The 23,435-nt window shown below is 48.9% G+C and carries 25 protein-coding genes, 3 tRNA genes and 2 pseudogenes; 23 read left to right on the forward strand and 7 right to left on the reverse strand.

Features of this window, described 5'->3' with window-relative positions:
* The first annotated feature begins 41 nt into the window (after positions 1-41).
* The 5 genes from ACH1XZ_RS02920 (at position 42) to yedD (ending at position 2,152) form a co-directional block, all read left to right on the forward strand.
* Positions 42-512 (forward strand): glycoside hydrolase family protein, encoded by a 471-nt coding sequence (locus ACH1XZ_RS02920; protein ID WP_395594267.1) that lies wholly within the window; start codon positions 42-44, stop codon positions 510-512.
* Positions 509-715 (forward strand): DUF7940 domain-containing protein, encoded by a 207-nt coding sequence (locus ACH1XZ_RS02925; protein ID WP_395594268.1) that lies wholly within the window; start codon positions 509-511, stop codon positions 713-715. The genes ACH1XZ_RS02920 and ACH1XZ_RS02925 overlap by 4 nt, the downstream gene beginning before the upstream one ends.
* A complete protein-coding gene (locus ACH1XZ_RS02930; RefSeq protein ID WP_395594269.1) occupies positions 712-939 on the forward strand; it encodes a hypothetical protein in 228 nt (75 codons plus the stop codon). Before ACH1XZ_RS02925 ends, ACH1XZ_RS02930 begins: the two co-directional genes overlap by 4 nt.
* 87 nt (positions 940-1,026) lie before the next feature.
* Positions 1,027-1,242: a hypothetical protein gene (locus ACH1XZ_RS02935; protein ID WP_395594270.1), complete on the forward strand. Its 216-nt coding sequence runs from the start codon at positions 1,027-1,029 to the stop codon at positions 1,240-1,242.
* A 496-nt stretch (positions 1,243-1,738) separates the two neighbouring features.
* Positions 1,739-2,152, forward strand: coding sequence for a lipoprotein YedD (gene yedD, locus ACH1XZ_RS02940; RefSeq protein WP_395594271.1), 414 nt, complete (start codon positions 1,739-1,741; stop codon positions 2,150-2,152).
* 42 nt (positions 2,153-2,194) lie between these two features.
* On the opposite strand, the gene fliT is transcribed toward yedD, so the two are convergent.
* The 3 genes from fliT to fliD are packed head-to-tail and all read right to left on the reverse strand — an operon-like array spanning position 2,195 to position 4,413.
* Positions 2,195-2,569 (reverse strand): flagella biosynthesis regulatory protein FliT, encoded by a 375-nt coding sequence (fliT, locus tag ACH1XZ_RS02945; RefSeq protein ID WP_035894127.1) that lies wholly within the window; start codon positions 2,567-2,569, stop codon positions 2,195-2,197.
* Complete coding sequence (gene fliS / locus ACH1XZ_RS02950; protein WP_395594272.1) at positions 2,569-2,979, reverse strand: flagellar export chaperone FliS; 411 nt, start codon at positions 2,977-2,979, stop codon at positions 2,569-2,571. The genes fliT and fliS overlap by 1 nt, the downstream gene beginning before the upstream one ends.
* A gap of 24 nt (positions 2,980-3,003) precedes the next feature.
* A complete protein-coding gene (gene fliD, locus ACH1XZ_RS02955) occupies positions 3,004-4,413 on the reverse strand; it encodes a flagellar filament capping protein FliD (protein ID WP_395594273.1) in 1,410 nt (469 codons plus the stop codon).
* A gap of 264 nt (positions 4,414-4,677) precedes the next feature.
* Between fliD and ACH1XZ_RS02960 the strand changes: the two genes are divergently transcribed.
* The 8 genes from ACH1XZ_RS02960 (at position 4,678) to sdiA (ending at position 11,886) form a co-directional block, all read left to right on the forward strand.
* Entirely contained in the window at positions 4,678-5,964 is a 1,287-nt protein-coding gene (locus ACH1XZ_RS02960) for a FliC/FljB family flagellin (protein WP_395594274.1), read from the forward strand.
* 164 nt (positions 5,965-6,128) lie between these two features.
* Complete coding sequence (locus ACH1XZ_RS02965) at positions 6,129-6,848, forward strand: RNA polymerase sigma factor FliA (protein ID WP_185669448.1); 720 nt, start codon at positions 6,129-6,131, stop codon at positions 6,846-6,848.
* A gap of 59 nt (positions 6,849-6,907) precedes the next feature.
* On the forward strand, positions 6,908-7,459 hold the full coding sequence (fliZ, locus tag ACH1XZ_RS02970) for a flagella biosynthesis regulatory protein FliZ (RefSeq protein ID WP_395594689.1): 552 nt from the start codon (positions 6,908-6,910) through the stop codon (positions 7,457-7,459).
* Between the two features lie 86 nt (positions 7,460-7,545).
* Complete coding sequence (gene tcyJ / locus ACH1XZ_RS02975; protein WP_395594275.1) at positions 7,546-8,346, forward strand: cystine ABC transporter substrate-binding protein; 801 nt, start codon at positions 7,546-7,548, stop codon at positions 8,344-8,346.
* A gap of 81 nt (positions 8,347-8,427) precedes the next feature.
* Entirely contained in the window at positions 8,428-9,414 is a 987-nt protein-coding gene (gene dcyD, locus ACH1XZ_RS02980) for a D-cysteine desulfhydrase (protein WP_395594276.1), read from the forward strand.
* Between the two features lie 13 nt (positions 9,415-9,427).
* On the forward strand, positions 9,428-10,096 hold the full coding sequence (gene tcyL / locus ACH1XZ_RS02985; protein WP_395594277.1) for a cystine ABC transporter permease: 669 nt from the start codon (positions 9,428-9,430) through the stop codon (positions 10,094-10,096).
* On the forward strand, positions 10,093-10,845 hold the full coding sequence (gene tcyN, locus ACH1XZ_RS02990; RefSeq protein ID WP_395594278.1) for an L-cystine ABC transporter ATP-binding protein TcyN: 753 nt from the start codon (positions 10,093-10,095) through the stop codon (positions 10,843-10,845). Before tcyL ends, tcyN begins: the two co-directional genes overlap by 4 nt.
* A 318-nt stretch (positions 10,846-11,163) precedes the next feature.
* Entirely contained in the window at positions 11,164-11,886 is a 723-nt protein-coding gene (gene sdiA / locus ACH1XZ_RS02995; protein ID WP_395594279.1) for a transcriptional regulator SdiA, read from the forward strand.
* A 69-nt stretch (positions 11,887-11,955) separates the two neighbouring features.
* Here the strand turns inward: sdiA and ACH1XZ_RS03000 are convergent, their stop codons facing one another.
* Entirely contained in the window at positions 11,956-12,180 is a 225-nt protein-coding gene (locus ACH1XZ_RS03000) for a DUF2594 family protein (protein ID WP_035894108.1), read from the reverse strand.
* 457 nt (positions 12,181-12,637) lie between these two features.
* Between ACH1XZ_RS03000 and uvrY the strand changes: the two genes are divergently transcribed.
* The 6 genes from uvrY to ACH1XZ_RS03030 all read left to right on the forward strand — a co-directional run bounded on the left by uvrY (position 12,638) and on the right by ACH1XZ_RS03030 (position 16,166).
* Positions 12,638-13,294 carry a UvrY/SirA/GacA family response regulator transcription factor gene (gene uvrY, locus ACH1XZ_RS03005; RefSeq protein ID WP_035894107.1) on the forward strand — a complete coding sequence of 219 codons (657 nt, stop codon included), beginning with the start codon at positions 12,638-12,640 and terminating at the stop codon, positions 13,292-13,294.
* The gene (uvrC, locus tag ACH1XZ_RS03010; protein ID WP_333494671.1) at positions 13,291-15,123 is read left to right on the forward strand and encodes an excinuclease ABC subunit UvrC; all 1,833 of its coding nucleotides are present in this window, start codon (positions 13,291-13,293) and stop codon (positions 15,121-15,123) included. Before uvrY ends, uvrC begins: the two co-directional genes overlap by 4 nt.
* Positions 15,124-15,178: 55 nt before the next feature.
* Positions 15,179-15,727: a CDP-diacylglycerol--glycerol-3-phosphate 3-phosphatidyltransferase gene (gene pgsA, locus ACH1XZ_RS03015; RefSeq protein WP_035894103.1), complete on the forward strand. Its 549-nt coding sequence runs from the start codon at positions 15,179-15,181 to the stop codon at positions 15,725-15,727.
* 151 nt (positions 15,728-15,878) lie between these two features.
* Positions 15,879-15,954, forward strand: a tRNA-Gly gene (locus tag ACH1XZ_RS03020).
* Positions 15,955-15,994: 40 nt separating this feature from the next.
* Positions 15,995-16,068 (forward strand) — tRNA-Cys (locus ACH1XZ_RS03025).
* Positions 16,069-16,079: 11 nt separating this feature from the next.
* Positions 16,080-16,166 (forward strand) — tRNA-Leu (locus ACH1XZ_RS03030).
* A gap of 125 nt (positions 16,167-16,291) precedes the next feature.
* On the opposite strand, the pseudogene ACH1XZ_RS03035 reads toward ACH1XZ_RS03030, so the two are convergent.
* Positions 16,292-16,882, reverse strand: a pseudogene (locus ACH1XZ_RS03035) (tyrosine-type recombinase/integrase); the annotation flags it as partial.
* 73 nt (positions 16,883-16,955) lie between these two features.
* Between ACH1XZ_RS03035 and ACH1XZ_RS03040 the strand changes: the two are divergent.
* Positions 16,956-18,124, forward strand: a protein-coding gene (locus tag ACH1XZ_RS03040) for an IS3 family transposase (protein ID WP_395594280.1) whose coding sequence is annotated in 2 segments (ribosomal slippage) — positions 16,956-17,205 and positions 17,205-18,124 — 1,170 coding nt in all. Because the reading frame shifts where the segments join, the coding sequence is not laid out codon by codon here.
* A 78-nt stretch (positions 18,125-18,202) separates the two neighbouring features.
* Here the strand turns inward: ACH1XZ_RS03040 and ACH1XZ_RS03045 are convergent.
* Complete coding sequence (locus tag ACH1XZ_RS03045; RefSeq protein WP_248537269.1) at positions 18,203-18,742, reverse strand: VOC family protein; 540 nt, start codon at positions 18,740-18,742, stop codon at positions 18,203-18,205.
* A gap of 363 nt (positions 18,743-19,105) precedes the next feature.
* On the opposite strand from ACH1XZ_RS03045, the gene ACH1XZ_RS03050 reads away from it, so the two are divergent.
* Both ACH1XZ_RS03050 and ACH1XZ_RS03055 read left to right on the forward strand, forming a co-directional pair.
* Positions 19,106-20,869: a sensor domain-containing phosphodiesterase gene (locus ACH1XZ_RS03050; RefSeq protein WP_395594281.1), complete on the forward strand. Its 1,764-nt coding sequence runs from the start codon at positions 19,106-19,108 to the stop codon at positions 20,867-20,869.
* A 450-nt stretch (positions 20,870-21,319) separates the two neighbouring features.
* A complete protein-coding gene (locus tag ACH1XZ_RS03055; protein ID WP_395594282.1) occupies positions 21,320-21,757 on the forward strand; it encodes a hypothetical protein in 438 nt (145 codons plus the stop codon).
* Between the two features lie 478 nt (positions 21,758-22,235).
* Here the strand turns inward: ACH1XZ_RS03055 and ACH1XZ_RS03060 are convergent, their stop codons facing one another.
* Positions 22,236-22,550, reverse strand: coding sequence for a hypothetical protein (locus ACH1XZ_RS03060; protein ID WP_270503901.1), 315 nt, complete (start codon positions 22,548-22,550; stop codon positions 22,236-22,238).
* Positions 22,551-22,701: 151 nt separating this feature from the next.
* Here ACH1XZ_RS03060 and ACH1XZ_RS03065 point away from each other — a divergent pair.
* Positions 22,702-23,026, forward strand: a pseudogene (locus ACH1XZ_RS03065) (Tn3 family transposase); the annotation flags it as partial.
* Positions 23,027-23,435 lie beyond the last annotated feature (409 nt).

The raw sequence follows: 23,435 nt of genomic DNA on the forward strand, positions 1-23,435 counted from the left end.
AAGCTTCCAGAGAGAAGTCGCTTTTTGATAAGGAGAGGTGAGTGAGCCAGATCATCCCTTTACTGAATTATGAAGAAGGCTACAAAGAGAAGCCCTATATCGATACTGAGGGCTACCCGACTGTTGCCTGCGGCATCAAAATTGGACCCAAATCTGCGTCTATTAGCAACTACACATTTACAGTTCCTCGAGATGTTGGGGATGTCTGGCTTGAATCATTTGTGAAATCAACTATCGCAAAAATGAATGCCAATCCATCGATCACTGCGGCTATGAAAGCATGTAACGAAGCACGCAAAGACATTCTGGTTAGCATGGCTTATCAGATGGGCGTTAATGGCCTGGCTGGATTCAAAAATACTCTCGCCATGGTTTCTGCTGGGAACTTTGCCGGCGCAGCAAATGGGATGCTTTGCAGCCAGTGGGCCAAGCAAACTCCTAACCGAGCCAACCGGCATGCAGAAGTCATGAGAAGTGGTGAGATGACAGCATATTCAGGGCTACTCAAATGAAGCTAGTCGATGACTGGAAAAAATGCTGGAAGTGGTTCAGCGTCCATGCACTGGTTATTGCTGGGATTCTGCCTACTGTCTGGCTTGAATTGCCGCCGGATTTAAAAGCATCCATTCCCCCAGGCACAATGAGCACCATTACGGCCGTCATAGCTGCATGTGGTGTGATTGGCCGCCTGGTAAGCCAGGAGAAAAGAAAATGACATCATTTCTTGCAATGGCATGGGAATACATTTTCGGTGCGATTGGCATTGTCGCTACACTGTTCCTTACTTGGCAATCCGGGAAATCAAAAGGACAGACAGAGACGCAAGCAAAAGCTGATGTGAAAGAGGCTAAGGCTGCACAAGCTCAGGCCGCAGTTGATAAGCAAGTGGAAACCACAAAGGCGGTAAAAGATGTCGCACAAGCTATCTGCCAGTACTAAAACAACGATAACCATTAGCCACTTCGGAGATAACACTCCTGTAGTGGCTAACTGGCGCATTATCTGTAACTAGAAGAGAGGGAAAGCATGCGTTACTCACCATCTACCAACGGCTTTTATCCTGATAACTTTAAGTATCAGGAGATACCTGATGACATTATCCAAATTGATGATGATTTATACACTGAATTGATTGAGGATCAGTCTGAAGGGAAAATAATCACGCCGAACGGCTCTGATGAACCGTACCTGTCAGACCCACCAGTTCAGGAAGTTGTTATTGATGACGCGACGAATGTTTAGTGGCGGGGATAATCAGCAGGGTGATAGGGCAAAAAATTAGCGCAAAACAACTCAGCCCCGTGAAGGCGGTGATTCGTCTTGCGCTAATGCTCTGTGGGGCATGGGTGGGACACATTCTTGGTGATAATCTTGGGTGATTTTGGTAACTGCTCGTGATGTTCGACCACAACCATCTGTTTTGTGGTGCGCTCTTGGACGATCTTAGTCGATTATGGAAAATACATGCTCATATGATGGGCATGCAAGTGTAATATTTCGTCCGTAGGCCGGATAAGGCGTTTACGCCGCCATCCGGCAATTTTCTCGGGCTATGTCGGATGGCGCTTCGCTTATCCGGCCTACCGCTGATTTATGTTTTTCTTCACTTTTCTCTTCCTATCCCCAGCGTTCGCGCTTTTTATCGCAGCACGCCCACTGCAATGGTCAATTACCGTGAAACGGTCATCGGTTTAACGCTATAATGTTTCTGTTTTTTTCTCCCGGAACAGGACGAATAATGAAAAAATTAGCCATTGTGGCGGCGCTGTTAACGTTGGCGGGCTGTGCGCAAATCACCGATTACTCCGCCGTTGTAAAAGCACCGGCTCCGGCGGGGCTGGCTGGATACTGGCAGTCGGTTGGGCCGCAGCGTGCGCTGGTGAGCCCGGAGGCGATAGGCAGCCTGATTGTGACTCGTGATGGCGATACGATGGACTGCCGCCAGTGGCAGCGAGTGATTGCACTTCCGGGGAAACTGACGCTGAAAGATAACGACGTTTATAACGTGACGAATAAGCTGGACGTTTACGCGGTTGAGCGCGACGGTAACACGCTGAAATATGACGGCATGACGCTGCAACGCGTCGAACGCCCAACGGTGGAATGTGCGGCTGCGCTGGCGAAAACGCCGCTGCCGTCAGTACTGCCATAAAAAATATTCACTCCGGCACGCCGCGTGGCGGAGTGAATATCATCAATGGTTAAGGTCGGCATTATCCTGGGGAACCAGCACGTGGCCCCCCTGTTTACCGTAGGTCGACATCACCGACTTTTGTATCGACGATTGCCCCACCAGTTTTGCCAGCTCATCCATGCGCGCTTGTAGCAGACGTTTTACGGTGTTTTCATTATCCAGTACCTTGCGCAGCAGGGGACGAAGCTGCTCCTGAACCGGGTCGGACGGTTCACTTAGCTGGGTTAACTGAGCAATCTTTTGCACCGCATTAACGTATTCCATTTCACTGGCAATCAGTTCGTCCCACAATCCTTCCGTGGCAAGTCGCAGCATCCTGTTGCTTTTTTCAACCAGCTGTTGATACGAGAGATAAAGATGCGGTGCATGGCTCATTAGACGGCGTCCTGAATCAAATTAGGCGTAAGGAGAGATTCCTTCCAGGCATCGGCGATATTGCGCATGAGGTGTTCAACCTCTTCAACGGCGCCAGCGTCATTGCGCAGATTAGCCTGTAAAAGTCGTCTTACCATATAGGCGTAAAGCGCTAACAGGTTCTGCGTCAGTTCATCATTACTCTTTTCATCCAGCCCCATTTTCAGGCCGTTTTCGATGATATTAATTGCCTTCGACAGAGAAAGACCTTTTCCCTGCAGATTGCCGTCCTGCATAAACAGGCGGGCGCGGATAAGCGCGCTCAGCGCGCCGTCGAACAGCATGCTGACTAGCTGCTGCTGGCTGGCGCTCATCACTGCGCTTTCTACGTCAATCTGTGCGTAGGCTTTTGTTGCTTGGGCCCCGTACATGATGTTTCTCCCGATTAAGAATAATTACTTGGAACTGCTGGTGGATTCAAACTGCTGTGTTAAATAGCTGCTTGTGCTGTTTAACGACGTCATTAATACGTCCAGTTGGGTAAATTGTTCTTTATAACGCGCGACTTTCTGATCGATAAGGTCGCTGGCGTTGTTGTAGTCTTTGGTCAGTTTATTCAGCGTTTTACTGACGCCATCTTTAGCAGCCTGAATGATCCCGGTGCTGGAGAGCCAGCTGGTCATGTTGGTGCCAAGTGTGGTGGTGATACCGGTTTTTTTGCCGTCACCGACGATAAGGTCGCCAACAGCAGATGAATCTTTTTTCAGTGCGGCGCTGAGTTTGTCGTCATCGACGTCCAACTGACCGGTGCTTGGATCTGAGGTGATGCCAATCTGGGCCAGCGTTTTATAAGTTGAAGAACTCAGCGTGTTGCTCAACGCGCTTTTTAACTGGGTTTGAATGGTGCGCAGCGTGGTGTCGCCAATCAGTGCACCATTGCTGGTATCCTGGCTGTCGGCTCCTGGATCAACCGCGGTGTATTTGGTCAGGCTGCTGAAGGTATCCTGCAGGGCGTTATAGGCCGTCACCCAGTCTTTGATTGCACTCTGGGCTTTGGTTGTATCCTGAGTAATCGTCAGCGTCTGGTTACCGCTTGTTACATCGTTCAGGTTCAGCGTAATGTCTTCTAACGCATCACTGATGGTATTGCTGCTGTTCTCAATGGCAACGTTGTTTACGGTCAATTCGGCGTTTTGCGCCGTCACGCTCTCGGTCATGCCGTTGCTAGTATCACCACTGGTGCCGTTGTAGCCCATAAAGCTTTTCAGTGCGCTGTCGCCGCTGACGCTCAGCGTCATGCCGTTATCTTTACCGGTATCGTTAGAGGTAATTGATAGACGGTAGGCTCCTCCGACATTAATGATACTGGCGCTGACGCCTGCTTTGGCATTGTTAATAGCATCGCGGATCCCTGTTAAGGAGGAGTTCGCCGCGCTGATATCAATTGTCACTGGCTTTTTATCGCCGCCCTGCTGAATGGTCAGGACGCTGTCGCTGGTGGCAATGGCCGTTTTGTTGTCTGCCTGCGTTGCTTTAGTGGTCAGCGTTTGTGCTTGGGCCAACTGAGTCACGCTGATGGTGTATTTACCTGCAATGGCGCTACCGGTGGTGGTGGCGCTAAATGCGGTGGTAGAGCTGGCTGTTGTGGTAGCAGTAAACAGGTCCGCTTTTGACAACGCCTTATTGGCGGTCTGGAACGCTTCCAGTGAACTTTTCAGCGTGCCGTAGGCGCTAAGCTTGGCAGTGTAAGAGCTTTGTTGAGTGGTAATTGGCGTCAGCGTGGCTTTTTCCGCTGCCGTCAGGCTGTCCAGAATGTCGCTCAGCTTCAGGCCCGATCCGATTCCCAATGAAGAAATGCTTGCCATTTTTATTCCTTAATGTGTCGACACGTATAATGAATGTCTGGGTTATCGGCCTGAATGCGTCAAAGTTTACGCTTAATTGTTTTTTTTTAATGGCGAGAATAAGCGCAACAGAAAAGAGTATTTCGACGGCTAAAAAAATGCGGGATTGGTAAAAAAAATTCTAAAGGTTGTTTTACAGCAGACGATAACAAGTTTGACGGCGATTGAGCCGACGGGTGAAAACCCATTACGTAATCAACGACTTGAAATATAGGATAACGAATCATGGCACAAGTCATTAATACCAACAGCCTCTCGCTGATCACTCAGAACAACATCAACAAGAACCAGTCTGCTCTGTCCAGTTCTATCGAGCGTCTGTCTTCTGGCTTGCGTATCAACAGCGCGAAGGATGACGCAGCGGGTCAGGCGATTGCTAACCGTTTCACCTCCAACATTAAAGGCCTGACTCAGGCAGCACGTAACGCCAACGACGGTATCTCCGTTGCGCAGACCACTGAAGGTGCGCTGTCTGAAATCAACAACAACTTACAGCGTATCCGTGAACTGACCGTACAGGCTTCTACCGGTACTAACTCCGATTCTGACCTGTCTTCTATCCAGGACGAAATCAAATCCCGTCTGGACGAAATTGACCGTGTATCCGGCCAGACCCAGTTCAACGGCGTGAACGTGTTGGCTAAAGACGGCAAAATGAACATCCAGGTTGGTGCGAATGATGGGCAAACTATCACGATCGATCTTAAGAAAATTGATTCAAGTACTTTGAATCTGAGTTCATTCGATGCCACTAAACTTGGTAGCAGTGTTGCAAATGGCAGTACTATCAATGTAAAAATTGCCACTGCTGATGCCACCTTTACCGATGGTGGAACTGCATCCACGTCCACCACTTTATCGCTTACGACATTAAATGGTAAAGATTACGTATTCGATTCAGCTGCAAATTCAGGTGCAGGTGAATACTATGATGCGAAAGTTGACAGTACTAGTGGTACCATTAGTTTCGACTCAGCGGCAGCTACTACCGACGATGTAACCACTACAGCACCTACAACTGTAGCAACTGTAGGTAAAGACTTGAAGGTTGATACAAGTGCGCTGAATTCGAATCAGTCCTTAGTTCAGTATAAAGATGCTAGCGGCAACGCTGCATACATAGTAAAAACGACGGACACAACCACCAATACTTCTACCTACAATACTGCTGATATCGATGGTTCCACTGGTAAATTGTCTGTAGGTACTGATACAGCAGCACCGAGCAATCTCACCGCAGATCCGTTAAAAGCACTTGATGATGCAATTGCATCGGTTGACAAATTCCGTTCTTCTCTGGGTGCCGTGCAGAACCGTCTGGATTCCGCAGTAACCAACCTGAATAACACCACCACCAACCTGTCTGAAGCGCAGTCCCGTATTCAGGACGCCGACTATGCGACCGAAGTGTCCAACATGTCTAAAGCGCAGATCATTCAGCAGGCCGGTAACTCCGTGCTGGCAAAAGCGAACCAGGTTCCACAGCAGGTTCTGTCTCTGCTGCAGGGCTAATCGCTCTCAATCTGACAAACCCCGCCTCGGCGGGGTTTTTTTGTTGCTGAAATTTCACTTACTCCGCAAATAACCCCACATTTCTCCCACTGTTCCATCGATTAAAATGGCTATAGAAACGGATAATCGTGCCGATAACTCATATTAATGCAGGGCTGTTTATCGTGAATTCAATGTATACCGCTGAAGGTGTAATGGATAAACACTCGCTATGGCAACGCTATGTGCCGCTGGTGCGACACGAAGCGCTGCGCCTTCAGGTGCGTTTGCCGGCGAGCGTGGAACTGGACGATCTGCTCCAGGCGGGCGGTATCGGCTTATTGAACGCAGTTGAACGCTATGACGCTCTGCAAGGTACGGCATTTACGACTTACGCAGTGCAACGCATCCGTGGGGCGATGCTGGACGAATTACGCAGCCGAGATTGGGTACCGCGTAGCGTCCGGCGGAACGCGCGTGAAGTTGCACAGACGTTGGGACAGCTAGAGCAGGAACTGGGACGAAACGCGACCGAAACCGAAGTCGCGCAGCGACTGGGGATCGCGATTGAAGAATACCGTCAGGTGCTGTTGGATACCAATAACAGCCAGCTTTTCTCCTACGATGAGTGGCGAGAAGAGTATGGCGACAGCATCGAGTTGGTGACGGAAGAGAATCAACACGAAAACCCACTGCATCAACTACTGGAAGGCGATCTTCGCCATCGCGTGATGGAAGCTATTGAGGCTCTGCCAGAGCGCGAGAAGTTGGTGTTAACCCTCTATTACCAGGAAGAGCTGAACCTCAAAGAGATCGGCGCGGTACTGGAAGTCGGGGAGTCGCGCGTCAGCCAACTGCACAGCCAGGCCATTAAGCGTCTGCGCATAAAGCTGGGTAAGTCGTAGGTTGGAGTAACGTTAAGTTTCGCCAAAAATGCCGCATTATGTAATGAGAACCCGGAGTTATCATAATGATGCAGGTAAAAAGACGGCCATTAAGCCGCTATCTCAAAGACTTTAAACACAGCGAAACGCATTGCGCCCAGTGTCACAAACTGCTCGACCGTATCACCTTAGTGCGTCAGGGCGTGATCGTGAATAAAATCGCTATCTCCCGCCTGGATACGCTGATGGATGACAACGCGTGGCAGCAGGAACGTAGCGCCTGGTCAGCGCTATGCCGCTTCTGCGGCGATCTGCACTGTAAAGAGCAGAGTGCCTTCTTCAATATCATCGGCTTTAAACAATATCTCCTCGAACAAACGGACATGAGCGCGGGTACCGTCCGCGAATACGTCGTGCGCCTGCGTCGTCTTGGCAACCATTTCGTCGACCAACAGGTTCCGCAATCGATGCTGCTTGAGCGTCATGCGGATGAAAAACTGGAGGCCTGGCTGCCGGATACCAGCACCAACAATTATCGTATTGCCTTGCGTAAATACCTGCGTTTTCAGCGTCACCTACCGCTGAACAGCGAGCAAAATTTCGCAGACTGTGAAACCTCTGATATATATTAAATTGGAATAAGATGTATCTCATGGGTGTTTGTCATTGAGGACGAACAGTTTACACTACGAAAAAAGTGATGCTTTTCGGGGGTATAATGAAACTGAAGTTTCTGGGTCGTCAGGCGCTGATGGGCGTAATGGCCGTGGCGCTGGTTGCTGGCGCAAGCGTACAGGCGTTCGCTGCTGAGAATTTATTAAACCAGGTGAAAGAACGCGGCACGCTGCGCGTTGGCCTGGAAGGCACTTATCCTCCGTTCAGTTTCCAGGGCGATGACGGTAAGTTGACCGGCTTTGAAGTGGAGTTTGCCAATGAACTGGCAAAACACCTGGGCGTTAAGGCTGACCTCAAACCGACCAAGTGGGATGGGATGCTGGCGTCGCTCGATTCAAAACGTATCGACGTGGTGATTAACCAGGTGACGATTTCTCCTGAGCGTCAGAAGAAATATGACTTCTCCACTCCGTACACCATCTCCGGTATTCAGGCGCTGGTGAAAAAGGGCAGTGAAGATACCATCAAAACCACGGCTGACCTGAAAGGTAAAAAGGTCGGCGTGGGTCTGGGGACCAACTACGAAGAGTGGCTGCGTAAAAACGTCCAGGGCGTCGATATTCGTACCTATGATGATGACCCAACAAAATACCAGGACCTGCGCGTAGGCCGTATCAACGCGATTCTGGTTGACCGTCTGGCAGCGTTGGATTTGGTGAAGAAAACCAACAATACGCTGGCTGTTGCGGGTGATGCATTCTCCCGTCAGGAATCTGGTGTGGCGCTGCGTAAAGGCAACGAAGACCTGCTGAAAGCGATTGATGGTGCCATCGATGCCATGCATAAAGACGGTAGCCTGAAAGCACTGTCTGAAAAATGGTTCGGGGCAGACGTGACAGAATAATCGTCATGCTTTAAAAAAGGCGCTGATAGAGCGCCTTTTTTTATTTAGGGCGCATAATAAAAACAAGACTAAGGAGATGCTATGTCACTACAAAATTTAACCCGTTTTCCACGCTTGGAATTTATTGGTGCGCCGACGCCGCTGGAATATCTGCCGCGCTTCTCTGATTACATCGGGCGCGATATTTTTATCAAACGCGATGACGTCACGCCGATGGCGATGGGCGGGAACAAGCTGCGTAAGCTGGAATTTCTTGCCGCCGATGCGCTGCGCGAAGGCGCGGATACGCTGGTGACTGCCGGGGCGATTCAGTCTAACCATGTGCGTCAGACGGCGGCGGTCGCGGCGAAGCTTGGCCTGCACTGCGTGGCGCTGCTGGAAAATCCAATGGGCACAACGGCGGAAAACTACCTCAGCAACGGCAACCGCCTGTTGCTGGATCTGTTTAACACTCAGGTTGAAATGTGCGACGCGCTGACCGACCCCAATACCCAGCTCGCCGAGCTTGCTACGCGCCTTGAAGCGCAGGGTTTTCGTCCTTACGTCATCCCAGTGGGTGGGTCAAACGCACTGGGAGCGTTGGGCTACGTTGAAAGCGCGCTGGAGATTGCCCAGCAGTGCGAAGGGGCGGTTTCCATTTCATCCGTGGTGGTAGCCTCCGGCAGCGCGGGGACGCATGCGGGTCTGGCGGTAGGGCTGGAACAGCTAATGCCAGAAGCTGAGCTGATTGGCGTGACGGTCTCACGCAAAGTGGCGGATCAGCTGCCGAAAGTGGTAACGCTCCAGCAGGAAATTGCCCATAGCCTTGCGCTGACGGCCAAAGCGCCTATTACGCTGTGGGATGACTATTTCGCGCCAGGCTACGGCATTCCTAATGATGACGGCATGGAAGCGGTCAAGCTGTTGGCACGCCTGGAAGGCATTCTGCTGGACCCGGTTTATACCGGCAAAGCGATGGCCGGGCTGATTGACGGCATTAATCAGAAGCGCTTTAAAGACGAAGGGCCGATTCTGTTTATCCATACCGGCGGTGCGCCTGCACTCTTTGCCTATCATCCTCACATTTAAATAGAACGCGCTCATGCAAGAAAGTATTCAACTGGTTATCGATTCCGCGCCGTATCTGCTCAAAGGTGCGGTCTTCACGCTACAGCTTAGTATCGGCGGGATGTTTTTCGGCCTGATCCTGGGCTTCATTCTCGCGCTGATGCGCCTTTCATCCATCGCCCCCATCCGCTGGCTGGCGCGCTGCTATATCTCGATTTTTCGCGGTACACCGCTGATTGCGCAGCTGTTTATGATCTACTACGGCCTGCCGCAGTTTGGTATTGAGCTGGACCCTATTCCATCGGCGATGATTGGCCTGTCGCTCAACACGGCGGCCTATGCAGCAGAAACGCTGCGTGCGGCCATATCGTCGATTGATAAGGGACAATGGGAAGCTGCGGCCAGTATCGGGATGACGCCATGGCAGACCATGCGTCGTGCGATTTTGCCGCAGGCCGCGCGCGTGGCGCTGCCGCCGCTGTCGAACAGTTTTATCAGTCTGGTGAAGGATACGTCTCTGGCGGCCACCATTCAGGTGCCGGAACTGTTCCGTCAGGCGCAGCTGATTACCTCGCGTACGCTGGAAGTGTTCACCATGTATCTGGCCGCGTCGCTGATTTACTGGGTGATGGCGACGGTGCTGTCGGCGCTGCAGAACTATTTTGAAAACCAGCTTAACCGCCAGGAGCGAGATCCAAAATGAGTGCAATTGAAGTCAAAAACCTGGTGAAGAAATTCCACGGCCAGACGGTGCTGCACGGGATCGACCTGGAAGTGAAAGAGGGCGAAGTGGTGGCGATTATCGGGCCGAGCGGTTCGGGAAAAACCACGCTGCTGCGCAGTATCAACCTACTGGAAGTGCCGGAAAGCGGGACGATCCGGGTCGGTGACATGACCATTGATGCCGCACGACCGCTTAGCCAGCAAAAAGGGCTGATTCGTCGTCTGCGTCAGCACGTGGGGTTTGTGTTCCAGAACTTCAATTTGTTCCCGCATCGGACGGTGCTGGAGAACATTATTGAAGGACCGGTGATTGTGAAGGGCGAAGCGAAAGCGGAAGCCATTGCCAGAGCGCGCGAGCTGCTTGGCAAAGTGGGGCTCTCTGGTAAAGAAGAGAGCTACCCGCGTCGTCTTTCTGGCGGGCAGCAGCAGCGCGTTGCCATCGCGCGGGCGCTGGCGATGCGGCCTGATGTTATTCTGTTTGATGAGCCAACCTCCGCTCTAGACCCTGAACTGGTCGGCGAGGTGCTGAATACCATCCGTGCGCTGGCTGAAGAGAAGCGCACCATGGTTATCGTCACACACGAGATGAGCTTTGCCCGTGATGTGGCTGACCGCGCCATCTTTATGGATCAGGGCCGCGTGGTTGAGCAGGGGGAAGCGAAAGCCCTGTTTGCCAATCCGCAGCAGGCGCGTACGCGCCAGTTCCTGGAAAAATTCCTCATGCAGTAACGTTAACCGCACGTGTTCATCGAGAATGTGAACACGTGCGGAATGACTTTTTTTTCGTCGCAAATGATGAATGCGAACGATTAGCGCCGTTTTAATGAAAAATTTTACTTAAGTGTACTTAATCAATAGGTAGATTTTATGTCGCCTGTTGAACGTGAAAATAGCCTGGCAGCAGTAATTCTGCGCCATCCGTTGCAGAAATAGGGCAAATTAGGATTATTTTGCCGAAGCGTGATATTTTATACATATAAATAAGATTTATGTGTTAGGTTTCTGTATTCATAAAAATGATTATTGATCAGGGGGTTTCTCGTAGTTATGGGAGACGATGATTTTTTCAGCTGGCGGCGGGAAATGCTGCAACTTTTCCAGGCAGCCTCGGCAAGCGACCAGATATATGCGCTCTTACAGCAGCAAACTGAATATCTGGAATATGATTTCTTCGCCTTGTGCGTTCGCCATCCGGTACCTTTTACCCGGCCCAGAATATCGGTGTTCACCACCTATCCTGATGCCTGGATGTCGCATTATAAGTCGGCAAACTATATGGCTATCGATCCGGTACTGAAGCCGGATAACTTCTCACTGGGCCATCTGCGCTGGAATGACGAGCTGTTCAGCGATGCTCAGGAATTGTGGAATGCCGCGCGTAATCACGGCCTGCAAACCGGTGCGACACAGTGTCTGATGTTACCAAACCATGCGCATGGTTTCCTGTCGGTATCACGTACGCGCGTGGCGCGTCATCCTCGTGATGAAGATGAAATAGCGCTACGATTGCAAATATTGCTGGAAATGAGCCTGCTGGCATTATTACGCGTCGAAGACGAAATGGTCATGCCGCGGGAAATGAAATTCAGTAAACGGGAATTAGAAATTCTGAAATGGACGGCAGAAGGAAAAACGTCAGCGGAGATTTCGATTATTCTGGCGATATCGGAGAATACGGTAAATTTCCATCAGAAGAACATGCAGAAGAAATTTAATGCGCCTAATAAAACGCAGATTGCCTGCTATGCGGCGGCGATTGGATTGATCTGATTCGTTCCTGCGTTCTGCGTGCCAGACGGCAAACCGGCTGTAAGCAGTGATGCTACAGCCGGTTTTAGATTACTGGCGGTAAGCTTGTTTAATTTGCTTAACGGTGCTGGAAAATACGGCAGCCTGAGCTTCATCTTCTAACTGCGCAATTTGCTTTTCCATTTTAATAATCACGCGTCCCGCGTCCGCTTGACCCATCGCTTGCAGCATCAGCGTCAGCATTGCCTTCAGGCAGGACAGCTCCTGGGCCAGATTTTGATTATTTTCTGCAGTGGAAAAATCAGGTGTGCTCATTTATTGCCTCGTACAATTTCTGCGCATTATGCGCGATCCGGATGATGAAAGCGGCGCAGTATACCACAAGCGAAGAGAAAAAAAGGAGTGCCTGTTTTTTGCGCGCTGCTCAGAGCTGATATTAATTATTATTTAAAGTTTTGAAGACAGTCGGTTAGCGACGAATTGTTTAAATATGGTTCCTTCGTCGTTAATTGTTGTTACATATTATAGGGGCTATTTATCAAATATACGACAAAGCGCCTGTTTACTCCGTTTATTGTTACCGACATACTGATTTTGACGCAGGGCATCCTATTGTTTTTTAGGTCTTTCCAGTGTCTGTACACGAATATTTCCAAAAACGAGATCGAAATCCATGCTCTGGCATTTTTAGACTTTCACAGTTGATATAAAACCCGGTAGTATGGACAAATTAAGATGTAGTAGCGTTATCCCTATTCTGGAGATTATTCCTTTGATCAACGTCCTTCTTGTTGATGACCACGAACTGGTGCGCGCAGGGATACGACGCATTCTCGAAGATATAAAAGGCATTAGAGTGACCGGCGAAGCCAACTGTGGGGAAGATGCGGTGAAGTGGTGCCGTGCCAACCCGGTAGACGTTGTGCTGATGGATATGAATATGCCGGGCATCGGTGGCCTGGAAGCCACGCGCAAGATTGCGCGTTCCGCCGTCGACACCAAAGTCATCATGTTAACCGTACACACAGAAAACCCACTACCGGCAAAAGTCATGCAGGCGGGGGCCGCTGGCTACCTGAGCAAAGGTGCTGCACCGCAAGAGGTGGTCAACGCCATTCGTTCCGTGTTCTCCGGGCAGCGTTATATTGCTTCGGATATCGCCCAGCAGATGGCGCTGAGCCAGATTGAACCTGAAAAGACCGAATCGCCTTTCGCCAGTTTGTCTGAACGTGAATTGCAGATTATGCTGATGATCACTAAAGGCCAGAAGGTGAACGAGATTTCAGAACAGTTGAGTCTGAGTCCTAAAACGGTCAACAGCTATCGCTATCGTATGTTTAGCAAATTGAACATACACGGTGATGTTGAGCTGACGCACCTGGCAATTCGCCATGGCCTTTGCAATGCGGAGTCGTTAGCAAGTCAGTGAGTGATGTTTTTGATTCAAAAGCCTTTCTGAAAACTGTAACCAGCCAGCCCGGCGTTTATCGTATGTATGATGCCGGCGGCACGGTTATTTACGTTGGCAAAGCCAAAGACCTCAAAAAACGCCTTTCCAGCTATTTTCGTGCCCAGGTGGCCTCCCGTAAAACGGAAGCGCTGGTGGCACAGATTGCCCAGATTGATGTCACCGTTACCCATACCGAGACGGAAGCGCTGCTGCTTGAGCATAACTACATTAAGCTTTACCAGCCTCGCTACAACGTCCTGCTACGTGACGATAAATCGTATCCCTTTATTTTCCTGAGCGGTGACGCGCATCCGCGTCTGGCTACGCATCGCGGAGCAAAACATGCGAAAGGGGAATATTTCGGTCCTTTCCCGAACGGCTACGCCGTGCGAGAAACGCTGGCGCTGCTGCAAAAGATTTTCCCCATCCGCCAGTGCGAAAACAGCGTTTACCGCAACCGCTCGCGTCCCTGCTTGCAGTACCAGATTGGTCGCTGCCTGGGGCCATGCGTGAAAGGTCTGGTGAGCGAGGAAGAGTACGCGCAGCAGGTTGACTACGTGCGCTTGTTCCTCGCCGGGAAGGACGACCAGGTGCTGACGCAGCTGATTGCGCGTATGGAAAAAGCCAGCCAGGCCCTCGCGTTTGAAGAGGCCGCGCGCATTCGCGATCAGATTCAGGCCGTTCGTCGCGTGACGGAAAAACAGTTTGTCTCCAATAACGGCGATGACCTTGATGTCATTGGCGTCGCGTTTGAAGCGGGTATGGCCTGCGTCCACGTGTTGTTTATCCGCCAGGGCAAGGTGCTGGGGAGCCGCAGTTATTTCCCGAAAGTACCAAGCGACACTGAGCTGGGTGAAGTGGTGGAAACCTTCGTTGGCCAGTTCTATTTCCAGGGCAGCCAGATGCGCACGCTGCCGGGCGAGATCCTGCTCGACTTCACGCTCAAAGATAAAACCCTGCTGGCCGATTCGCTATCGGAGCTGGCCGGGCGACGGATTCAGGTGCAAACCAAACCGCGCGGCGATCGCGCTCGCTATCTGAAGCTGGCGCGAACCAACGCGGTGACGGCGCTGTCGACTAAGCTTTCTCAGCAGTCTACCGTTCATCAACGTCTGCAGGCGCTTTCCGCCGAGCTTAAGCTGCCTGCCATCAAACGTATGGAATGTTTTGACATCAGCCACACCATGGGGGAACAAACCGTTGCCTCCTGTGTGGTGTTTGATGCTAACGGTCCACTGCGTGCGGAATATCGCCGCTATAATATCACCGGGATCACCCCGGGCGATGACTATGCGGCGATGAACCAGGTGCTGCGCCGTCGTTACGGTAAAGCGATTGATGACAGCAAAATTCCTGACGTGATTTTGATAGACGGCGGGAAAGGGCAGTTGGGGCAGGCGAAAGCGGTATTCGCCGAGCTTAACGTGCCGTGGGATAAAAACCATCCTCTGCTGCTGGGCGTGGCAAAAGGGAGCGACCGTAAGGCCGGTCTTGAAACGCTGTTCTTTGAGCCGGAAGGCGAGGGCTTCAGCCTGCCGCCAGATTCACCGGCGCTGCACGTCATTCAGCATATTCGCGACGAATCACACGATCATGCGATTTCCGGGCACCGTAAGAAACGCGCTAAGGTTAAAAGCACCAGTTCGCTGGAGACCATCGAAGGCGTGGGGCCAAAACGCCGTCAGATGCTGCTGAAATACATGGGCGGACTACAAGGTTTGCAACAGGCAAGCATTGAAGATATTGCAAAAGTGCCGGGAATCTCGGTCGGGCTCGCAGAAAAGATCTTCTACTCGTTGAAACATTAGGGGCTCTGTAGCAACATAGGGCTAATATTTACTGACAACAGATAGTTACCTCGCCATGCAATATAATATTCCTACATTGCTTACGTTGTTCCGCGTCATCCTGATTCCATTTTTCGTGCTGGCGTTCTACCTTCCGTTCGTCTGGGCGCCATTTGTTTGTGCGCTGATCTTCTTCATTGCGGCGGTAACCGACTGGTTTGATGGCTATCTTGCGCGCCGCTGGAACCAAAGTACCCGTTTCGGCGCCTTCCTCGACCCTGTCGCCGATAAAGTGATGGTGGCGATTGCGATGGTGCTGGTGGCCGAGCACTACCACACCTGGTGGGTGACCTTACCGGCGGCGACCATGATTGCTCGTGAGATTATTATCTCTGCGCTGCGTGAGTGGATGGCAGAACTCGGTAAACGCAGCAGCGTGGCGGTCTCTTGGATTGGCAAGGTTAAAACCACCGCACAGATGGCAGCGCTGGTCTGGATGCTGTGGCGTCCAAATATCTGGGTTGAGTGGGCCGGTATCGCGTTATTCATGGTTGCGGCGGTGCTGACGCTGTGGTCAATGCTGCAATATTTGAACGCTGCACGCGGTGATTTGCTTCAAGAGTGATCGTTTCGGCGTAATTTTCAGCAAACGGCACAAAGTTGCGAAAAATACCGTTGACTCACCGCGTCAGATAAGTAGAATGCAACGCATCGAACGGCAGCACTGATTGCCAGACGATAGCAAAATCAAGTGGTTAGCAAATCAACTTGATAATGCGGGAATAGCTCAGTTGGTAGAGCACGACCTTGCCAAGGTCGGGGTCGCGAGTTCGAGTCTCGTTTCCCGCTCCAAATTAAAAGCATCGGCAATTGCGGGTGTTTAAGATTCAAAGGCGCGTTAGCAAAGCGGTTATGTAGCGGATTGCAAATCCGTCTAGTCCGGTTCGACTCCGGAACGCGCCTCCACTTTTTTCCCTGGCCGGATGGTGGAATCGGTAGACACAAGGGATTTAAAATCCCTCGGCGTTCGCGCTGTGTGGGTTCAAGTCCCACTCCGGCTACCATGGGAAACAAAAGAATAATCAAAGCAATAAGCAGTGTCGTGAAACCACCTACGGGTGGTTTTTTTGTTTTTGTCTCTGGCTTTCGCCATTGTTTCGCCATTCGACTTCGCCATAAAAAGAGGGCATTACTGCCCCCCGACTACCGGTACTACAGTTATCTTTCGATTATATCTGGCAGTCTGTGATGCATTTTTATGACCTGCTATTTCCTGCTTCTCATTCAATGACCCACTAAGATCAGAGATACCTTTTGCTTTAAGATCATGGAAGGTGAAGTTGAAATCCATCTCTGGAAATTTCTCACATGCTGCCTTCTTGGCTTTCATCCAATGAGCATTGAATGCATCTCTTGTGAACCGGGAACCTGACTGCTGGTGGAGGACGAAAATGCTACTAACACCAGGGTGAAGTGGGGTTGAGTCAGCTAGATTGATTGCTTCATGTAGTCGTTCTGTCCAGGCCTTAATTTGCGGTACGGACGTTTTACTCTGAACAATTAGGATCCCTTCGTCGAGTAACTGTGCTTTCTTCAAATCAAGCACATCACCCTGACGCGCGCAGCATAAGTATGCTAGTTCCATTCCAACCTTAACCACATCGTTCGCGACGGTAAGAAGTGCATTATATTCCACGTCTGTGACATATCTTGTGCGAGCTTTTTCCTTAAACTGCTTCACCCCTTGGCACGGATTCATTTTTACCTTCCCTCGCTCATAATGAAGTGGTTTACTGAATTTGGCCACCTGAACAGAGGTGATATGCTCACCTCAGAACATTACAGGTGCCTCAATGAAAAAAAGAAATTTCAGTGCAGAGTTTAAACGCGAATCCGCTCAACTGGTCCTTGATCAGAACTATACCGTTGCAGCTGCGGCCAGTGCTATGGATGTGGGTCTTTCTACCATGACGCGATGGGTAAAGCAGTTGCGGGATGAACGACAGGGCAAAATACCTAAAGCCTCCCCTATAACCCCGGAACAGATTGAAATACGCGAGCTGAAGAAAAAGCTACAACGCATTGAAATGGAAAACGACATATTAAAAAAGGCTACCGCGCTCTTGATGTCAGACTCCCTGAACAGTTCTCGTTAATCGGGAAACTCAGAGCGCAGTATCCTGTGGTCACACTCTGCCACGTGTTCGGGGTTCATCGAAGCAGCTACAAATACTGGGAAAAAAGCCCCGAAAAGCCAGATGGCAGGCGAGCTGTGTTACGTAGTCAAGTTCTGGAACTGCATAACATCAGCCATGGCTCTGCTGGCGCAAGAAGCATCGCGATTATGGCAACCATGAGAGGCTTCAGGATGGGACGCTGGCTTGCCGGCAGGCTCATGAAAGAACTGGGGCTGGTGAGTTGTCAGCAGCCTACCCACCGGTATAAACGTGGTGGTCATGAACACATCGTTATCCCGAATCGCCTTGAGCGACAGTTCGCAGTGACAAAGCCTAATCAGGTATGGTGCGGCGATGTGACGTATATCTGGACAGGCAAGCGTTGGGCTTACCTCGCTGTTGTTCTCGATCTGTTCGCAAGGAAACCGGTGGGCTGGGCAATGTCATTCTCGCCGGACAGCAGGCTGACCATCAAAGCGCTGGAAATGGCGTGGGGAGCTCGCGGTAAACCAGCCGAAGTGATGTTCCACAGTGACCAGGGTAGCCACTATACAAGCAGGCAGTTCCGGCAGTTACTGTGGCGTTGCCGGATCAGGCAGAGTATGAGCCGACGAGGAAACTGTTGGGACAACAGCCCGATGGAACGCTTCTTCAGAAGTCTGAAAAACGAGTGGGTGCCAGTGACTGGTTATACAAACTTTAGCGAAGCTGCTCATGCGATTACAGACTATATCGTCGGGTATTACAGCTCGTTAAGGCCGCATGACTATAACGGTGGATTACCACCAAACGAATCGGAAAACCGATACTGGAAAACCTCTAAAGCCGTGGCCAGTTTTAGTTGACCACTACAAAGCGAACGTTCCTGATACTGGGATGTGCGCTGTGGGGAACTCATCACCCTTAAAACCGCAACAGAACATTTATCGCTCAGGTATCCATGTGTCTGCTTCGCTGTCTTCAGGATAATAATAACCATTAGGTATTGATTGCAGTTCTATCAAGCTGCCCCATGGCGCCTTAAAGTATACGCTGGCATTACCATCGGTATCTTCATGACGCGAATTTCCATGAATTTCTGAAAGGAACTGGCCTCCCGCAGCCTTGACCCTTTCCACCGCGTAATGTATATCATCCACATAAAGTGAAATGTGGTTCCAGCCAAAGTCCTGTAGCCTTACCGGCTGCGCCTGTTCTCTGCTTACTATCTCAAAAAGTTCCAGATTTGGACCATTACCAATTCTTAGCAACCGTTGTTTGATAATCATTGAGCCTTCTGTCAGGCCCAACTGCCTTTCAGTATCAGCCCCTTCTCTTGGGGAATCGCTATCGGTCAGGCCGTCATAAACAAATCTGGCATCCAATGCCTTTTGCAAAAAATCGGTTGCCTGCTGCAGGTTTGGAACCGTGAGACCCACATGATTTATGCCCCTGCTAACGGTACGTTTTTCTTTATTTATCATATGCATTCTCTGGTGAAAAATTTGAATCAATCAAACAGAGTCTAGTACAATTTTCACTTAAGGAGCGCTATGTCTGATATTGTGTAAGTTTTCTGCCGCTATAAAAGAACGTGCATAGTTCGCTCATAGCTGCTGGTCAAATATCTCGTATTCAGCATGTGAGATGACAGTATCTGGCTGATCGGCCGCTTTACCGGGCAGCTCCGGGACGACATTTCCGGGAGATAATCAACAGAAAACATTTTAATGTGAGAGTTAGGCTGGTCACAGCGTATGTATTACCACATGCCATTAGAAGAATTATTCAAGCCACCTGCGAGTGTGGAATAACCAAAAGCCTACTACACCTGAGGATGTCTTGCCATGTTGACCGATCTCAGCAGAGATGAAAGTAAAAGACTTGCGGCAATCGACTTGTTGAAAAATCCTGACAAGGGTCGGGATGATGCGTTAGAAAAATATATTCATCTAATATGCCACTTGTTGAGCATGCCGATGGGCTTTGTTTCTATTCTCGATGAAGAAAAACAATACATCAAATCCGCCCAGAATTTTGCCGTCACGGAAACCAGCCTGAGCGAGGCATTTTGCGTACAGACTCTGAAACAGAGTAAGACATTCATTTGTCATGACACTCATCAGCACCCTATCTTTCGTGACTATCATGCGGTAAAAGAAGCTCCATTCATTCGCTTTTATGCAGGATGTCCACTTAAAACCCAGGATGGAGTACCCGTAGGTACCTTGTGTATTCTCGATACTCAACCAAGGGAACTTTCAGACGAGCAGCTCGATCTTTTTGAAAAGATGGCAGGGCTTATAGCGGATTTTTTGGCGTCCTGGCACTCCGTCGGTTACCTCGATATCGTCACGCTATTGCCAAACCGACAGCGACTGTTGAAAGATATCGAGGTTTCAGCTGAAGGCGCATTCAGGCTCGTCATTATTGATTGTATTGATATGCCATTAGCCTACGAAATGGCTCGCTCGCTCGGTATGACTGCCGTAGAAAATCTACTTTGTAGTATGGTCGCAGAGTTGCAGCTCCGCCTACCTTTAACAGGGCTACTCTACGCCGTGGCAGTCGGACGATTTGCCTTTTTTACCCATAAGCAAAAAGCCCTGGCACTAGAAAATATCTCTCAAAGCCTTCAAGGGATACAGGCCAGGATCACCCCGGAAGTTACTCTTGATCTGGATATTCACATGGGGGACTCCGGGCTTTGTGATAACTCTCTGACATCGAATGAAATTCTGCGCCGTGCTGTCAGCGCCTTGCACGAAGGGATAAGTCAGGGACGCCGGTTTACAGTCTATGATGATGCACTGGATACCCGTAAGAAGACGGATTTCAGTCTTCTTACTGAAGTGAGAAAAGCGCTACATGAAAATCAGGGCTTATACCTGGTTTATCAGCCAAAAATCTCACTGCTGACAGGACGTGTGATGGGGGCTGAAGCTTTGCTTAGATGGCAACACCCTAAAAACGGTGAAGTGTTGCCGAGTGCGTTTATTCCTCTGGTCGAAAAGACCAGCCTGATGCGTGAACTCACAACGTGGGTTATTGATCACACTATTGCGCAATTAAGTGACTGGCAAAGCCGCGGGCTTTCTTTGCCCGTGTCGATAAATCTGGCCGCCAGTGATTTTTCAAGACCAGGTTTTGCCGATGAGTTAGAAGAGAAAATTCTGGATGCGAATCTGGATCCCGCCCAGCTGGGGGTGGAGTGCCTGGAAACAGAGAAGATACTGGAAAGCCCCGCTGCACTTATCGGCCTGGCTATGCTCAAACTACGCGGATTTAAAATATCGCTGGATGATTTTGGTTCCGGATACAGCAACATTAACTACCTACGACAAATCCCGATGGACATCATCAAACTTGATCGCTCAATTGTAAGTAATGTTGGTCACGACAAGACCAGCCGCATCATTGTTCGCAACGTTATCACTCTCCTCAAGCAGCTCGACTATATCGTTCTGGCCGAAGGAGTCGAGGACGCCAGTACCGTTGATATTTTAAGAACTCTGGGTTGCGATGAAGTTCAGGGCTATTTTTTTGCCAAACCGATGACCGCAGATGTTTTTGAAACCTGGTATCATGGCAGAGACGGAGCCTTAAAGTGAGCGAGTATTAAATAAATACGTATGCTCGCCTGCCCGTAATAAATGAATAAGAAGGGAGCTATGCAACGGGGCAGTATGCCAGCACTTCTGCGGCTTGGCCGCTGCCTCGATGCCCGAATGTGCCAGCACATCTCAGCCTGGCGCAGATGCTGTTGACCGAATGCCAACAAAACACATGACATTTTGGCACATACAACATTATGCTTGTTATATGTGAAGGCTAAGTTTGCTACGAGATAATCGGACACAAGGTTTGAATAATAGGAAAAGTAGTTCATGCAATATCTTGATTGGTCTTATTGATTGCTGGAGTTATCTCTACTTTGCGGTTGGCTTTTTATGGTAAACATTAAAATTAATATAATGCGTGGATTGTTTTTTATATTTACATTGATTATATTAATGCAAATTATAAATTGTAATCCAATTCATTGAAAACAAGGGGGAATTTTGAAAAGAATAGTAACGGGGCTCATGTTGGTCGCTTTTTCGGGTGCGGCAATGGCATGGACTCATCACGAAAATAAAAATGGCCATTACTGGGACGTCGATGATGCTGTGAATTCTAAGAGTTTTTTGGCTCTTACATGTAACGATGATCAGTCGTCAAATGTTATTTTTTATGCTGATGGGACGTTATACCAGGTGCCTAAAATTAGTGCTTATAAGTCAATAAGATTATTGGTCGGGCATTCAACGAATAATGATTACACATTGATAGATGAAAAAAAAGACCCAGTGAAAGGAAACCCACATCGCTATACAGGTAAAGGTTTTGCCAAAATTTTTAACATGTCAGATTCATTCAAAATAATCACATCTGATGGTAAAGAATATAAATTTACCCCTAGTGATAAAAACGAAATAGATTTCAGTATTTGTTATTAAATATCTCACTGAACTGGTCATGATTCATTTATTTCTATCCATGTGAATAATAAATCAATACTCATCATGCTTGAACGTTCAAACTACGGTGAGTATTGCAATCTAAACCGTTGACTGATTCTTTTTTATTTTGTATCACAAAAGCTGATTTTATGTGAAGGGAATAAAATAGAGGTATCACTATGTCACTTTCTGAGACTATGACATGGCGATTATTGACTGCATCAGTATGTTTAAAATATTTTATTATGATATCTTTTGAACAGCAACATACTCATGATTTTAAAGGTTTTGTTAGAAAAATTTCATTATACAATTGGTATCAAGTTACTATTGTAGTTATAATTGGCGGTTGGGGTAAATTTTTATATGGATAAAAATATAATCACGATACTCAAGAGTACCGTGATATGATATTCTTATTCTAAGTTGGTAAAGGTATTAAACATTATATCAGTGGCGATCTGGTATTTTTGAATTATCTATACCACTGAACCTTTCCATTTCTACATACAACGGCTGTTCTTAATAATGCAGGGGCAAACATTACTAATAAAAAAACAATAACACCAGAAACCCAGCCTAAAAATGCCACAGTTTTCATTCCAATGGAAAATCCTATAAGAAGGCCTAATATAATACCTACCATACCAAACATGCCAAGAATTGGGCGCATTGCTTTAATAGAGTGATCAAAATTACCACGGAATGTGGTTACTTTTTCTGCGTTGCAAGAGCTACATATATCTGCTTGATCATGAACATGTGATCTACAGAAAGGACATACAGCCATAGTTTTTATCCCCATAAATATTTAATGTAAAATATGTTAAATCTTAAGGCAGTCCGCAATTCTACCTAAATAAAAATAACAAGAAAGGGAGAATTTTGTAGTGGCGCTGTTCGTGGAATTCTGATATTGAATTCAGGCTTGGAGAGGATTGTTTGGGATTTGTCCACGATCGTGGTATCCACGATAAGAAGTTATTTATCACAGGGAAAGCCGACTAATACCCGGTACTTCAGTCACTGATATCAACGACCACCCTGAATCTGAAAGAGAACGAAACTCACTGGCGTGAAGTGCTACGTCTGACAACCTAGATAAAGCAGGGAATGGTTACGGCATACTTGATGCTGAAAAAGCTTGTCAGAGACTTTAAACAAAACGGTCGTGCCAAAGCATTGAGGAAAATTGGTCGTATTGAACAAACGCTGTTTATGTTTGACTTGTTACGAAATCAGGCATTGCGTACGGGGATACAGGCGGATGGGGTTAGTTCAGACACGCACGCTCTCCGCTCATTGTGGACCTTAGAGGCTGTAAATCCTTCACCATTGGAGTGGTTGGTAATCGGTAACCCTCTGAATAGATTAAATAGTAATTTCAGAGTGAATGGCGAGAAATCAAAGTAACTTATTGATTAGTATAGATAACACGCATGATTTAAAATCCCTCGGCGTTCGCGCTGTGTGGGTTCAAGTCCCACTCCGGCTACCATGGGAAACAAAAGAATAATCAAAGCAATAAGCAGTGTCGTGAAACCACCTACGGGTGGTTTTTTTGTGCCTGCAATTCACGCCCTGTTCATATCCTGTGCTCACGTAGTGCATTAAGTTGCAATCTCCAGCCTGTCAACGTCGAATCGAACGTGCCGCTTCTGGCATAGAGAACCTG

The sequence above is a fragment of the Kluyvera chengduensis genome, from assembly GCF_044197065.1.
Taxonomy (GTDB): domain Bacteria; phylum Pseudomonadota; class Gammaproteobacteria; order Enterobacterales; family Enterobacteriaceae; genus Kluyvera; species Kluyvera ascorbata_C.